Source organism: Streptomyces sp. yr375 (genome assembly GCF_900110755.1).
GTDB lineage: Bacteria > Actinomycetota > Actinomycetes > Streptomycetales > Streptomycetaceae > Streptomyces.
In genome coordinates, this window is record NZ_FOFF01000006.1 from 178,471 (window position 1) to 193,232 (window position 14,762).

At 72.5% G+C, this 14,762-nt stretch carries 11 protein-coding genes and 1 riboswitch; of the genes, 1 reads left to right on the forward strand and 10 read right to left on the reverse strand.

Features of this window, described 5'->3' with window-relative positions; all coding sequences use genetic code 11:
* Window positions 1–18: 18 nt before the first annotated feature.
* On the reverse strand, window positions 19–837 hold the full coding sequence (gene cobM / locus BMZ82_RS09470) for a precorrin-4 C(11)-methyltransferase (protein WP_093773707.1): 819 nt from the start codon (window positions 835–837) through the stop codon (window positions 19–21).
* A 112-nt stretch (window positions 838–949) separates the two neighbouring features.
* Here cobM and BMZ82_RS09475 point away from each other — a divergent pair, with 112 nt between their 5' ends.
* Window positions 950–1,720, forward strand: a complete 771-nt coding sequence (locus BMZ82_RS09475) for a ZIP family metal transporter (RefSeq protein WP_093773709.1) — start codon at window positions 950–952, stop codon at window positions 1,718–1,720.
* 14 nt (window positions 1,721–1,734) lie between these two features.
* Here the strand turns inward: BMZ82_RS09475 and cobI are convergent, their stop codons facing one another.
* From cobI to BMZ82_RS09520, 9 genes are all read right to left on the reverse strand, one after another.
* Window positions 1,735–2,466, reverse strand: a complete 732-nt coding sequence (gene cobI / locus BMZ82_RS09480; protein ID WP_093773879.1) for a precorrin-2 C(20)-methyltransferase — start codon at window positions 2,464–2,466, stop codon at window positions 1,735–1,737.
* Window positions 2,463–4,019 carry a cobyrinic acid a,c-diamide synthase CobB gene (locus BMZ82_RS09485; RefSeq protein WP_093773711.1) on the reverse strand — a complete coding sequence of 519 codons (1,557 nt, stop codon included), beginning with the start codon at window positions 4,017–4,019 and terminating at the stop codon, window positions 2,463–2,465. Before BMZ82_RS09485 ends, cobI begins: the two co-directional genes overlap by 4 nt.
* A gap of 7 nt (window positions 4,020–4,026) precedes the next feature.
* Window positions 4,027–4,626, reverse strand: coding sequence for a cob(I)yrinic acid a,c-diamide adenosyltransferase (cobO, locus tag BMZ82_RS09490; RefSeq protein WP_093773713.1), 600 nt, complete (start codon window positions 4,624–4,626; stop codon window positions 4,027–4,029).
* Entirely contained in the window at window positions 4,626–6,650 is a 2,025-nt protein-coding gene (locus BMZ82_RS09495; protein ID WP_093773715.1) for a putative cobaltochelatase, read from the reverse strand. Before BMZ82_RS09495 ends, cobO begins: the two co-directional genes overlap by 1 nt.
* On the reverse strand, window positions 6,647–10,318 hold the full coding sequence (gene cobN / locus BMZ82_RS09500; RefSeq protein ID WP_093773717.1) for a cobaltochelatase subunit CobN: 3,672 nt from the start codon (window positions 10,316–10,318) through the stop codon (window positions 6,647–6,649). The genes BMZ82_RS09495 and cobN overlap by 4 nt, the downstream gene beginning before the upstream one ends.
* Window positions 10,315–11,829 (reverse strand): cobyric acid synthase, encoded by a 1,515-nt coding sequence (locus tag BMZ82_RS09505; protein WP_093773719.1) that lies wholly within the window; start codon window positions 11,827–11,829, stop codon window positions 10,315–10,317. The genes cobN and BMZ82_RS09505 overlap by 4 nt, the downstream gene beginning before the upstream one ends.
* Window positions 11,826–12,767, reverse strand: coding sequence for a cobalamin biosynthesis protein (locus tag BMZ82_RS09510; RefSeq protein WP_093773721.1), 942 nt, complete (start codon window positions 12,765–12,767; stop codon window positions 11,826–11,828). The genes BMZ82_RS09505 and BMZ82_RS09510 overlap by 4 nt, the downstream gene beginning before the upstream one ends.
* A 97-nt stretch (window positions 12,768–12,864) precedes the next feature.
* Window positions 12,865–13,007: riboswitch (cobalamin riboswitch) on the reverse strand.
* Between the two features lie 138 nt (window positions 13,008–13,145).
* Window positions 13,146–13,367, reverse strand: coding sequence for a hypothetical protein (locus BMZ82_RS09515; protein WP_093773723.1), 222 nt, complete (start codon window positions 13,365–13,367; stop codon window positions 13,146–13,148).
* A 38-nt stretch (window positions 13,368–13,405) separates the two neighbouring features.
* Window positions 13,406–14,662 carry an inorganic phosphate transporter gene (locus tag BMZ82_RS09520; RefSeq protein WP_093773725.1) on the reverse strand — a complete coding sequence of 419 codons (1,257 nt, stop codon included), beginning with the start codon at window positions 14,660–14,662 and terminating at the stop codon, window positions 13,406–13,408.
* Window positions 14,663–14,762 lie beyond the last annotated feature (100 nt).

Sequence of the window (14,762 nt, forward strand, 5' to 3'; positions counted from 1 at the left end):
TCGGGTGACTCGGGCGACTCACGTACTCGCACCCCGTTCGCGCAGCGCCCGGCGGGCCGCCGGGTCGGCCTTGCGGTAGCCGTGGAAGTGGCCGGGGTGGTACAGGTGCGAGCGGGTGCCGTGCGCGTCGAGGGCCGGGCCGACCAGGAAGAGGGTGTGCTTCCAGAGCTTGTGCTCCTTCACCGTCTCCTCCAGCGTCTCGATCGTGCACTTCACGACCAGTTCCTCCGGCCAGGTCGCCTGGTAGGCGATGACGACCGGGGTGCCCGTCGGATAGCCGCCCTCCAGCAGCTCCCGCACCAACTGCCCGCTGCGGGCGGCCGACAGGAAGATCGCCATGGTCGTGCCGTGCCGGGCGAACTCGCGGACCTCCTCGCCGGGCGGCATCGGCGTCTTGCCGCCGCCGAGCCGGGTGAGGACGACGGACTGCGCGACCTCCGGGATCGTCAGCTCGCGCCGGGCGAGCGCGGCGACGGCGGAGAACGAGGAGACGCCGGGGACGATCTCGGTGTCGACGCCGATCTCGTCGCACCGGTCGAGCTGCTCCTGCGTACCGCCCCACAGGGCCGGGTCGCCGGAGTGGATCCTGGCCACCTTGAGCCCCTCCCGGCGCGCCCGCTCGTACACGGCGACGACGTCCTCCAAAGACATCGTGGCCGAGTCGAGGATCTCCGCGCCCTCGCCCGCGTGCTCGAGAACCTCGGCCTGCACCAGGCTCGCGGCCCAGATCACGACGTCGGCCTCGGCGATGGCGCGCGCGGCACGGAACGTCAGCAGGTCGGCGGCGCCGGGGCCGGCACCGACGAAGGTCACCTTGCCGGTGGGGGCATCGGCCATGGGTTCAGGTCCTCTCACAGCGGTTCACAACAGGTCATGACGGGGATATCGACGGCGGTCAGGGCAGGGGCCGGATGTGCGCGGCCGGGGGTCGATCGGATACGAAGGGCGTATGGCGGTCTTCGTCGCGCTCGGCGCGTTCCTCATGACGCTGGCCGGCGGCTGGACGGCGCAACGCGTGACCGACCGTCGCCACCTGGTGCTGGGCCTGGCAGGCGGCCTGATGCTGGGCGTGGTCGGCCTGGATCTGCTGCCGGAGGCCCTGCACGCGGCCGGCACGGAAGTCTTCGGCGTCCCCGCCGCGCTCCTGCTCTTCGTGGCGGGCTTCCTGCTGGCCCATCTGGTGGAACGCCTGCTGGCCCTGCGCCAGGCCGCGCACGGCGCGGCGGAGGACCGCGGCGGCCCCCGCGACACCGGCGCGCCCCAGGGGATCCGCGACGGCCGGACCCCCGAGGTCGGCCTGACGGCGGCCGCGGCGATGGTCGGCCACAGCGCCATGGACGGCGTCGCGATCGGCGCGGCCTTCCAGGTGGGCGGCGGCATGGGAGCCGCGGTGGCCCTCGCGGTGATCGCCCACGACTTCGCGGACGGCTTCAACACCTACACGATCACCAGCCTGTACGGGAACGCCCGCCGCAAGGCCGTGGCCATGCTGTTCGCGGACGCGGCGGCCCCGGTGCTGGGCGCGCTGTCGACGTCCTTCGTCACCATCCCGGAGCAACTGCTCGGCGGCTATCTCGGCTTCTTCGGCGGCGCGCTGCTGTATCTGGCGGCCGCCGAGATCCTGCCCGAGGCCCATCACGACCACCCCGCCCGCTCGACCGTGCTGTGCACGATCGCGGGCGCGGCCTTCATCTGGCTGGTGGTGGGCCTGGCGAGCTGACGTCCGGCGGCGACTCACAGCTTGCCGCCCCGGCCGCCCGCGCGCCGCGCGGGAGCGATGAGCGTCGACAGGTAGGGCAGCGGCTCGCCGTCCAGCTCGGCGGCCGGCCGGACGGACTCCTCCGGCAGCCCGAGCGCCGACCCCCACACGGCGTCCCCGATCCGCCCGGTCTCCCGCAGCGCCTCGGCGACCTCGGCGGCCTGCCGCCCGAACTTGTAGGCGACGACGGTCCCCGGCCCGGCGAGCGCGTCCTTCAGCACGGCGGAACCGGCGGTCACCGGCACGAGCGTCAACGGCTCGGTGCCCTCGGTGAGGACGGCCCCCGACCGGGCGGCGAGATCCTGCATGGCGGTGATCCCGGGCACGGTCTCGATCACGGTCCCCGCCACCGTCTCCACGATGGTCTGCGCGAGATAGGTGAAGGTGGAGTACACGTTGGGATCCCCGATGGTCGCGAAGGCGACTGTCCCGTGCTCCCGCAGCAGCTCGGCGACCCGCTCACCGGCGGCGTCCCAGGCGGCCTCCCGGCGCGCCCGGTCGGTCCGCTCGTTCAACGCGAACACCACCCGGACGACCTTGTCCTCGGGCACGTAATGCAGAACGGTGGCCTCGGCCCGCCCCCGCTCACCGCTGTCCATCACGGGGACGACGACGACATCGGCGGCCCGGAGCGTGTTGACGCCCTTGACGGTCACCAGCTCGGGATCCCCGGGACCCACCCCGACTCCGACCAGCTTGCTGCTCATGACGTCCGGCACCTCTCCACGAACCGACGGGCCACACCGGGCTCGGACGCCCAGTGCGTGTGCAGATAACTCGCGTGCACACCGCGCTCCACAAAACCTTCGACCCGCCGCTGCGGGGTCCGCATCCCCCAGGCGGGCGCCGCCCCCGAGCCGGGCTCGACGACGGTCCGGTGAAACTCGTGCCCCCGCATCCGCGTCCCGGTCACGGCGAGCACACTGTCGCTCACGGCGACGGCGTCCCGATACCCCAGCGTCAGCCGCCCCGTCATCCGGGCACCGGCGTCCAGCACCCCGCACATCGGCTGCCCGTCCAGCTCGCGGCACAGATACAGCAGCCCCGCACACTCGGCGGCAACGGGCGCCCCGCTCAACGCCAACTCGGCAACGGCCTTACGAAGCGCCTCGTTGCCCGCCAACTCCTCGACATACACCTCGGGAAACCCACCCCCGATGACCAACCCCCGCGTACCATCAGGCAGTTGCTCATCCCGCAACGGATCAAAAACAACGACATCGGCCCCGGCGGCACCAAGCAACTCACTGTGCTCGGCATAGGAGAACGAAAACGCAGCCCCACCGGCGACGGCAACGGTGACTTTGCAGTCCGGGCCGGTTGTTCTCAGCCCGTCCGGCGTTTGAGGACGAGGCCCTTCGGGCCGAAAGCGGGGGTCTGGGGGCGCAGCCCCCAGGGACGGGACGGGAAGGGGCGGCGGGGGCGAAGAAACAAGCGCCTCCCCCGCATCCCAAGCCGCACAGGACAACCCCCCCGCCCCCCGAGCCAACCCCAACAGCCCCTCAAGATCACACCCTTGGGAAACCTGCGCCCCCATAGCCGCAACGGCCTCCACAGCGGCAGCGCCCCGCTCGGCGACCGGCACCAACCCCAGATGCCGCGAAGGCGTATCCACCTGAGCCACCCGCCGCAACACCCCGAACACCGGCACCCCGGCCGACTCCAACGCCTCCCGCAACAACTCCTCATGCCGATCCGACGCGACCTTGTTCAAGATCACGCCCCCGACCCGTACCTCCGGATCCCACGAAGCGAACCCGTGCACCAGCGCGGCGACGGACCGCGACTGCGACGAGGCGTCCACGACGAGCACCACCGGCGCCCGCAGCAACTTCGCCACATGGGCGGTGGACGCCAGTTCACCTTCCCCGGCGGCCCCGTCGAACATCCCCATCACACCCTCGACGATCGCCAGATCGCACCCGCGCGCCCCATGCGCGAACAACGGCCCGACCAACTCCGGCCCGCACAGATACGCGTCGAGGTTGCGCCCCACCCGCCCGGTCGCGAGCGCGTGGTACCCGGGGTCGATGTAGTCCGGCCCGACCTTGTGCGGGGACACGGCGAGCCCCCGCGCGGCGAACGCGGCCATCAACCCCGTGGCGACGGTGGTCTTGCCGCTGCCGGAGGACGGCGCGGCGATGACCAGCCGAGGGACGGAGGACGAGGACGGGGAGGAGGACGGGGAGGAGGACGGGGAGGAGGACGGGGAGGAGGACGGGGAGGAGGACGGGGAGGAGGACGGGGAGGAGGACGTCATGACGGATTCACCACTCGATCCCCCGCTGCCCCTTCTGCCCGGCGTCCATCGGATGCTTGACCTTGGACATGTCGGTCACCAGATCCGCGAGTTCGACGAGCTTCTCGGGCGCGTTCCGCCCCGTGATGACCACGTGCTGCGTCCCCGGACGGTCCCGCAGCACGGAGACGACCTCATCGACATCGACCCACCCCCAGTGCATCGGATAGGCGAACTCGTCCAGCACGTACAGCTTGTAGGTCTCGGCGGCAAGATCCCGCTTGACCTGCTCCCAGCCCTCGCGGGCCTTCTCCTCGTTGTCCATCTGGGAGTCGCGCTGCACCCACGACCACCCTTCGCCCATCTTGTGCCAGTCCACGGTCCCGCCCTCACCGCTGGCCCCCAGCACCCGCAGGGCGTTCTCCTCGCCGACCTTCCACTTCGCCGACTTGACGAACTGGAACACCCCGATCGGCCACCCCTGGTTCCAGGCGCGCAGCGCGAGCCCGAACGCGGCGGTGGACTTCCCCTTGCCGATCCCGGTGTGCACGACCACCAGCGGCCGATTACGCCGCTGACGAGTCGTCAGGCCGTCGTCGGGTACGACACTCGGCTGTCCCTGCGGCATTACGCGGCCCTCCTGGAAGTCCCCTGCACGTTCCTGACCAGCCCGGCGATGGAGTCCGCCCGCAACTCGTCGAGCGTCACCGCCGTACCCTCCAGCTCACCCGCGAGCTGCCCCGCGAGCCCCAGCCGCACCGGCCCGGACTCGCAGTCCACGACCACCGACGCGACCCCCTCGGCGGCGAACAGCCGAGCCGCCCGCCCCGCGAGCGCGACGGGCTCGGGCCCACCGGTGGCCCGTCCGTCCGTCACCACGACGACCAGCGCGCGCCGCGCCGGATCCCGCAGCCGTTCCACCCGCAGCACATCGTGCGCCTTGAGCAGCCCGGCGGCGAGCGGCGTCCGCCCCCCGGTCGGCAGCGACTCCAGCCGGACGGCCGCCGCGTCCACCGAGGACGTCGGCGGCAACGCCACATCGGCCGCCGCCCCCCGGAACGTCACCAGGCCCACCTTGTCCCGCCGCTGGTAGGCGTCGAGCAGCAGCGACAGCACGGCGCCCTTCACGGCGCTCATCCGCTGCCGGGCGGCCATGGACCCCGAGGCGTCGACCACGAACAGCACGAGGTTCCCCTCCCGCCCCTCCCGGGTCGCCTGCCGCAGATCGTCCCGGCGGACGACCAGCCCCCGCCCGGAACGCCCCCGCGCCCGCTGATGCGGCGCGGCGGCCTGCACGGTCGCCGCCAGGTGCAGCTTGGTCAGGGCCCCTCGGGGCCGCCGCGCACCCGTCGTCCGCCCGTGCTCGGTGCGCGCCCGCGAACGCCGCCCGGCGGCACCCTCACCGATCCCGGGCACGCTGAGCACCTTCGTACGGTACGGCTCGGCGGCCCGGGCGGCGGGCCGCTCCCCGGCACCGGAGGCCTGCGGCTCCCCGTCCTGCCCGGCCTCGGGCCGCGCGGCGGTGTCGCCACCCCCCTGCGGACCGGAGTCCGGAGCGGGCTGCCCACCGTCACCGGGCCCGTCGGGATCCGGATCCTCGTCACCCTCGCCCTCACTGCCGCCCCCGCTGTCGCCTTCGCCGGGGCCGGCGAACTCCTCCAGCGTCTCGTCGAGCTTGTCCTCGTCAAGTCCCGGCGCGTCAAAGGGATTACGACGCCTGCGGTGCGGCAGCGCGAGCAGCGCCGCCTGCCGTACGTCCTCGGCGAGCACGTCGGTGCGCCCGGCCCAGGCCGCCAGCGCGGTCGCCGTCCGCGCCATGACGATGTCGGCGCGCATGCCGTCCACCTCGAACGCGGCGCAGGTGGCCGCGATCTGCCGCAGCGCCCCGTCCCCGAGCCGCACGGACGGCAACAACTCCCGTGCGGCGACGATCCGTTGCCGTACGGCGCTCTCCTCGTCGGCCCATCGCTCGGCGAACCCGCCCGGATCGTCGTCGTAGGCGAGCCGCCGCCGTACGACCTCCACCCGCTGGTCGGGCTCCCGCGAGGCGGCGACCTCGACGGTCAGCCCGAACCGGTCGAGCAACTGCGGCCGCAGCTCGCCCTCTTCGGGGTTCATCGTCCCGACGAGCAGGAACTTCGAGGCGTGCCGTACGGAGACGCCCTCGCGTTCGACGTACGAGGCACCCATCGCCGCCGCGTCCAGCAGCAGGTCGACCAGGTGGTCGTGGAGGAGGTTGACCTCGTCGACGTAGAGGATGCCCCGGTGCGCGTCGGCGAGCAGCCCCGGCTCGAACGCCTTGACGCCTTCCGCGAGCGCCCGCTCGATGTCCAGCGCGCCCACGAGCCGGTCCTCGGAAGCCCCGACCGGCAGTTCGACCATCCGCGACGCCCGCGTCTCGAACGCCCGCTCGTGCGGCCCGTCCGGGCACGCGGGGTCCGGAGAGGCCGGGTCGCACGAGAACCGGCAGCCCGCGACGACCTCCAACGCGGGCAACAGTGCCGAAAGCGCCCGCACCGCCGTCGACTTGGCGGTGCCCTTCTCGCCCCGCACCAGCACACCGCCCACCGCAGGCGACACGGCGTTCAGCAGCAGCGCGAGCCGTAGATCGTCCTGACCGACAACGGCCGTGAACGGGAAAGGAGTACTCACTTCTCGTCACCCTCCAAGTCGCCTTCGAGCTCCAGGTAGGTGGCGCGCAGCCGCTCGATCGTGTCGGCGTCCGGCTCCGCCCACAGCCCGCGGTCGGCGGCTTCGAGGAGCCGCTCGGTGATGCCGCGCAGCGCCCACGGGTTGGACTTCTTCATGAAGTCCCGGTTCTCCGGGTCGAACACGTACTCCGCGCTGAGCTTCTCGTACATCCAGTCGTCCACGACCCCCGCCGTGGCGTCGTACCCGAAGAGGTAGTCGACCGTCGCCGCCATCTCGAAGGCGCCCTTGTAGCCGTGCCGTCGCATGGCCGCCATCCAGCGCGGGTTGACCACCCGGGCGCGGAACACGCGGTGCGTCTCCTCGCCGAGCGTGCGCGTCTTCACCTGGTCCGGGGTCGCCGAATCACCCACGTACGCCTCGGGGTTGGCGCCCGTCAGGTGCCGCACCATGGCGACCATGCCGCCGTGGTACTGGAAGTAGTCGTCGGCGTCGACGAGGTCGTGCTCGCGCGTGTCCACGTTCTTCGCCGCGACCGCGATCCGCTTGAACGCCGTCTCCATGTCCCCGCGCGCCGCCCGGCCGTCCAGCCCGCGCCCGTACGCGTAACCGCCCCACACCGCGTAGACCTCGGCGAGGTCCGCGTCGCTGCGCCAGTTGCGGGCGTCGATCAGCGGGAGCAGGCCGGCCCCGTACGCCCCCGGCTTGGAGCCGAAGATACGGGCGCTCGCGCGCCGCCGGTCGCCGTGCTCGGCGGTGTCCTCGTCGACGTGGGCGCGCACGTAGTTGGAGTCCGCGGGTTCGTCCAGCTCGGCCACCGCCCGCACCGCGTCGTCGATCAGCCCGACCACGTGCGGGAACGCGTCGCGGAAGAACCCGGAGATGCGGACCGTGACGTCGATACGCGGGCGGCCCAGCTCCGCCACCGGCACCACCTCGAAGCCGGTGACCCGGCGCGAGGCGTCGTCCCACACCGGGCGGCAGCCCAGCAGCGCGAGGATCTCGGCGATGTCGTCGCCCTGGGTGCGCATCGCGGACGTGCCCCAGACCGTCAGACCGACGGACTTCGGGTACTCCCCGTTGTCCTGGAGGTAGCGCTGCACCAGCGAGTCGGCGAGCGCCTGGCCCACCTCCCAACTCAGCCTGGACGGGATGGCCTTGGGGTCGACCGAGTAGAAGTTGCGGCCGGTCGGCAGGACGTTGACCAGACCGCGGGTCGGGGAGCCCGACGGGCCGGCCGGGACGTAACCGCCGTTCAGGGCCTTGAGGATGTGGTCGATCTCGTCGGTCGTCTTCGCGAGCCGCGGTACGACCTCGGTGCAGGCGAACTCCAACACCGCGACGGCGTCCGGGAGTTCGGTACCCACGACCTCGCGCACCAGCGCGGGCACGGCGGCCGTCTGCCAGCCCCGCTGCTCCATGCCCTCCGCGAACCGGCGGCACAACTGCTCCAGCAGGTCGATCGCGTCGGCCGCCGACCGGGCCGGCCCGTCGACCAGGTCGGTCAGCTCCACCGGCGCCTTCACCGGCGCGCCCGGCTCGGCGAGCAACTCCTTCTCGACCAGGCCGAAGTGCTCGGCGAGGCAGGCCCGCAGCCCCGGCAGGGCGTTCGCCGCGCCGCCCCACACCTGCGAGGCGCGCAGCACGGCCAGCACGAGGTTGACCCGCGCCTCGTCGACCGGACCGCCGCCGAGGATGTGCAGCCCGTCCCGGATCTGCACGTCCTTGATCTCGCACAGATAGCCGTCGATGTGCATGACGAACTCGTCGAACGCCTCGTCGTCCGGCTGGTCGTCGACGTGCAGGTCGTGGTGCAGCTCGGCCGCCTTCACCAGCGTCCAGATCTGCGCGCGCACCGCCGGCGCCTTCGTCGGGTCCAGGTCGGAGACGAGCGCGTACTCGTCGAGGAGCTGCTCCAGCTTGGCCAGGTCGCCGTAGGTGTCGGCGCGCGCCATCGGCGGGACGAGGTGGTCGACGACGGTGGCGTGCCCGCGCCGCTTGGCCTGGGTGCCCTCGCCGGGGTCGTTGACGATGAACGGGTAGACGAGCGGGAGTTCGCCGAGGACGGCGTCCGGCGCGCAGCCGCCGCTCAGCCCGAGGCCCTTGCCCGGCAGCCACTCCATCGTGCCGTGCTTGCCCATGTGCACGATCGCGTCCGCGCCGAAGCCGCCGTCCGACGGCGCGGCCTCCAGCCACCGGTAGGCGGCCATGTAGTGGTGCGACGGCGGCATGTCGGGGTCGTGGTAGATCGCGATCGGGTTCTCGCCGAAGCCGCGCGGCGGCTGGATCATCACGACGACGTTCCCGAACTGAAGGGAGGCCAGCACGATGTCGTCGCCGTCGACGTAGAGGGTGCCCGGCGGCTCGCCCCACGCCTCCAGCATGCCGTCCCTGAGCTGCGGGTCGAGCCGGTCGAACCAGGCCCGGTAGTCGGCGAGCGGCACCCGCGCGGGCGCGGCGGCCAACTGCTCCTCGGTGAGCCATTCGACGTCGTGGCCACCGGCGTTGATGAGCCGATGGATCAACTCGTCGCCGTTGTCGGGGTGTTCGGTGACGCCGTACCCCGAGTCGCGCAGCGCGTCCAGCACCCGGATCGCCGAGGCGGGCGTGTCCAGGCCGACCGCGTTGCCGACCCGTGAGTGCTTGGTCGGGTAGGCGGTGAAGACGAGCGCGAGCTTCTTCTCGGCGTTCGGCTTGTACTTCAACCGGGCGTGCCGTACGGCGATTCCGGCGACCCGGCCGGCCCGCTCGGGGTCGGCGACGTACACCGGGACGTCGTCCGGGCCCTGCTCCTTGAACGAGAACGGGACGGTGATGATCCGGCCGTCGAACTCCGGGATGGCGACCTGCATCGCCGCGTCCATGGGGGAGACCGCCGCGTCGGACGCCTCCCACGTGCTCTTCGACGACGTGAGGCAAAGCCCTTGCAGCACCGGCACGTTGAGGTCGGCGAGGGCCCCGATGTCCCAGGCCTCCTCGTCGCCGCCCGCCGAGGCCTGCGAGGCGTGCGTGCCGCCGGCCGCGAGCACCGTGGCGACCAGCGCGTCCGCCTTGCCGAGGATCTCGTACAGCTCCGGGTCCGCGCCGCGCAGCGAACCGCAGTACACGGGAAGGGCGTTGGCGCCCTTCGCCTCGATCGCGTCGCACAGCGTGTCCACGAAGCCGGTGTTGCCGCTCAGCTCGTGGGCCCGGTAGAACAGCACCCCGATGGTCGGCCGCCCCTCGACGGCCGCCCGCTCGCCGTGTACGCCGTACTCGGGCATCTTCTGCGGCTCGACGAACCCCTCGCCGGTCAGCAGCACGGTGTCCGAGAGGAACCGGGCGAGTTCGGTCAGGTTGGCCGGCCCGCCCTCGACGAGATACCGCAGCGCCTCCGCCACCACCCCGGCGGGCACCGACGACTCGGCCATCAACTCCGCGTCCGGGACGCTCTCGCCGCCCAGCAGCACCGTCGGCACACCGGACGCCTTCAGCGCGGCGAGCCCGTCCTCCCAGGCCCGCTTCCCGCCGAGCAGCCGTACGACGGCGAGGTCCGCGCCGTCGAGCAGACCGGGCAGCTCCTGTGCCACGTCCACTCTGGTCGGGTTGCCGATCCGGTAGTCGGCGCCGGTGGCGGCGCGGGCCGCCAGCAGATCGGTGTCGGCGGTCGACAACAACAACACAGTGCTCATGCGGGCGCTCCCGGTGGAATGAAAGGCAGTCCTTGCGGCGCGCCCGACTCGATGAGCCGCCAGAGCGCGTCGGTGTCCGCGTGCTGTTCGATGAGGTCGCCGAGCCGGTCGAGCTGCTCCTCGCGCAGCGCGGCGAACGAGGTGTCGGCGGCGGGCACGAAACGCCGGCCCGCGGCGGCCGCCACCTCGCGCAGAAACGCCCGCCGGAAGCCGTCCGACTCCAGCGAGCCGTGCCAGTGCGTGCCCCAGACGGAGCCGACCCGGCAGCCGTCCAGGAAGGCCTCGCCGCCGGTGACTTCGGCGACCCCGTGATGGATCTCGTACCCCTCGACCGGCTCGCCGAGGGCTTCCCCCACGGGCCGGGTGAGGGTCTTCTCGCGGGCGAACCGCACCCGCACGGGCAGCAGGCCGAGCCCGTCGACCTGCCCGAGCCGGCTCTCGACGTCGTCCTCGATGTGCTCGCCGAGGATCTGGAACCCGCCGCAGATGCCGAGGACGGGCCGCCGCTCGGCGGCCCGGCGGCGCAGGGCGTCGGCGAGGCCGCGCTCGCGCAGCCACTCCAGGGCGCGCACGGTCCCCCGGGTCCCCGGTACGACGACCAGGTCCGCGTCGGCCAGTTCCTCGGGCCGGTCCACGAACCGCACGACGACGCCCGGTTCGGCGGCCAGCGCGTCCACGTCGGTGAAGTTGGACATCAGCGGGACGGCGCAGACCGCGACCCGCAGCACGTCCTCGCCGACGGGCGGGGCGGTGTTCGACTCCCGCACGGTCCCGCGCAGCGAGACGCGCAGGCCGTCCTCCTCGTCGATGCCGAGACCGTGCCGGAACGGCAGCACCCCGTACGTCCGCCGCCCGGTGAGCCCGAGCAGCATGTCGAGGCCCGGCTCCAGCAGCGAGACGTCCCCGCGGAACTTGTTGACGAGGAACCCGGCGACGAGTTCCTGGTCCTCGGGCGAGAGCAGCGCGACCGTCCCGAAGAACGACGCGAAGACCCCGCCGCGGTCGATGTCGCCGACGACGAGCACGGGCAGCCGCGCGCCCCGCGCGATGCCCATGTTCACGATGTCGGTCCGCCGCAGATTGATCTCGGCGGGAGAGCCGGCCCCCTCACAGATCACCGCGTCATACGTGCCCCGCAACTCGGCGAGGCAGTCGAGAACGGTTCCGAGGAGTTTCTGCTGCCGCCCCCCGTGATACCCCCGGGCACTGAGCTCCCCGACGGGCTTCCCGAGCAGCACGACCTGGCTGCTCTGCTCGCCGCCGGGCTTGAGCAGCACCGGGTTCATCAGCGCGGTCGGCTCGACCCGGCAGGCCTGCGCCTGCATGGCCTGCGCACGCCCGATCTCGGCGCCCTCACGCGTCACGAACGAATTCAGCGACATGTTCTGCGCCTTGAACGGCGCGACCTTCACCCCCTGCCGCACCAGCCACCGGCAAATCCCAGCCGTGACAACGCTCTTACCGGCATCAGAGGTGGTACCGGCCACCAACAGCCCACCACCACCCGTCATGACGCACGCCCCTTCGCGAGCAGCCGCCCGGCGATTCCGACTCCGAGCGCGAGCAGTCCGACGCGTCGGGAGAGTCGTACGGCGCGTTCGATGTCGGGTACGGCCACGGGGCGGCCCGGGGCGTTGAGCACCGGCCGGTGCTCAACGCGCCCGCCGTAGGACAGCGTTCCGCCCAGTCGTACGCCGAGGGCGCCCGCGAAGGAGGCCTCCACGGGGCCGGCGTTGGGGCTCGGGTGCTTGGCGGCGTCGGCGCGCCAGGCGCGTACCGCGCCTCGCGGATCGTCGCCGGAGGCGGCTGCGAGGACGGCGGTGAGGCGGGCGCCCGGCCAGCCGGCCAGGTCGTCGAGGCGGGCGGAGGCCCAGCCGTAGCGCCGGTGCCGGGGCGACTTGTGCCCGACCATGGCGTCGAGCGTGTTCACGGCCCGGAACCCGACCAGCCCCGGCACCCCGGCCACGGCACCCCACACCAGGGCTCCGACCACGGCGTCCGAGGTGTTCTCGGCGACGGACTCGACGACCGCGCGGGCGACGCCGTCGGCGTCGAGCGCCTGCGGGTCCCGGCCGCACAGATGCGGCAGCCGCGCCCTGGCCCCTTCGACGTCCCCGGCCTCCAGCGCCCGCCCGACGGCCCGCGCCTCGCGCGCGAGCGAGGTCCCGCCGACGACGGCCCAGGTGGCGGCGGCGGTGAGGGCGACGGAAGCGGCACGGGAGGACCGTACGCAGTGCGCGGCACCCGCCGCGAGGGCGACGGCGCCGCCCACGCACACCCCGGTGTGCAGCGCCCCCCACCCGCGATGGTCCCGCCACAACACCCGCTCCACGGCTTCCGCGGCACGCCCGAACACGGCCACCGGATGGCCGCGGCGCGGGTCGCCGAGCAGGTGGTCGCCGAGAAGGCCGGCGGCGGCGCCGTACGCGAAGACGCGATCGGCACGCATCGGCTCAGCCGGTCGCTGAGTCGGAGGGTGTACTGGTACTGAACCTCGATCGGCAGCCGAGCATGGCGATATGTCCTCACTCAGGGTGTCCACGCCCTGGTTCGACGAGACCGGCGGCGAGAGTTCCTGGCTCCCGGGGTTTCCTCCCCGGTGACAGTGGCGGGACCGCGCCGGATTCGCACCGGCTTCCTCTCCTGCCGCCGTATATGGCTCGGGCAGTCCACCACGGGCCCGGAAGACCCGTCAACTTGCCGTTGACCTGCGAGGCTGGAGTGTGCAGAAGCCCACACAGAGGCGGTCGGCGCGGTCCGGGGAACCACGAGAACGGGGTGCGGGACGGTGATCCGTCCCGCACCCCGGGGGTGTTCGGGTGGCGCGTCAGGCGACGATCAGGGAGATCCCGTACGCCACCGCCGCCGCGCAGGCCGCGAAGCACGCGTACGCGCCCGTCACCGCGAGGGCGGCCGAACCGCCCTCGGCCGTGGCCCGCTCCTGGCGGGACAGGCCCATGATGCCGAGGGTGAACAGGGTCACGAGGCCCACGGTGACCACGAGGCTGACGCCGAAGACGGAGCCCAGGGCCGCCCAGTCGATCTTCATGCTGTTTCTCTTCCTTCGTACGGACCGGGTCGGCGGGCTCAGACGGCCGTGGGCTCGGTGGACGTGGCGGCCGGGGACGGGATGGTGGCCGTCAGGCCGTCGGCGACCGGGCCGGCCGGCGGCGGCGTCACCGCCGCGATGGCCGCGGTGACCACACCCGGCGACTCCTCGGCCTCGTCGCGCTTGCCGCTCTCGTCGGTCTCGTTGACGTTCGACGCGTCGACGACCTCGCGCCGCGAGATCTTCCAGATCGCCGCACTGGAGGCCACCAGGAACACGGCCACGACCGCCGTACCCCAGTCGCCCAGGTCGGTGACCGACTCGGCCAGCGCGCCCACCAGGGCCGCCGCCGGGAGCGTCAGGCCCCACGCGACGAACATGCGGGTCGCCGTCGACCAGCGGACCACCCCGCCCTTGCGGCCCAGGCCCGCGCCCATCACCGCGCCGGACACCGAGTGGGTGGTGGAGAGGGAGAAGCCGAGGTGGGAGGAGGCCAGGATGACCGTGGCCGCGCTGGTCTGGGCGGCGAAGCCCTGCTGCGGCTGAAGGTCGGTCAGGCCCTTGCCCATGGTGCGGATGATGCGCCAGCCGCCGAGGTAGGTGCCGAGCGCGATCGCGAGACCGGCGGAGAGGATGACCCAGGTGGGCGGGTCGGAGTCGGGGGCCACGGCGCCGCCGGCGACCAGGGCGAGGGTGATGATGCCCATCGTCTTCTGCGCGTCGTTGGTGCCGTGCGCGAGGGAGACCAGGCCGGCCGAGGCGATCTGGCCCGCGCGGTAGCCCTTCGCCGCGGCCTTGCCGTCGGCCTTCTTGCCGAGGGTGTAGGACAGGCGGGTCGCGAGCAGCGCCGCGACGCCCGCGACGAGCGGCGCCGCGATCGCCGGGATCAGCACCTTGGTGACCAGCGCGTCGCCGTGCACCGCGCCGGCGCCGGCCGAGGCGATGGTGGCGCCGATCAGGCCGCCCATGAGGGCGTGCGAGGAACTGGAGGGCAGGCCCACCAGCCAGGTCAGCAGGTTCCAGAGGATCGCGCCGACCAACGCCGCGAAGATGACCTCGGGACGGATGCCGGTCTCGTCGACGAGACCCTTGGAGATCGTGTTGGCGACCTCCACGGAGAGGAAAGCGCCCACAAGGTTCAGTACGGCGGACATGGCCACCGCGACCTTGGGCTTGAGAGCACCGGTCGAGATGGTGGTCGCCATCGCGTTCGCGGTGTCATGAAAACCGTTCGTGAAATCGAACGCGAGTGCGGTGACGACCACAATCGCGAGGATCAGCGAGAAGTTTTCCATTTACCCAGGCAATCGTTCGAGGTCATTGGCCGGTTGACCGTAGGCAACCTGAATGAACGGAAGATGAACTGAGGTGGACGTAGGAGTGTCTGTCCGCCGC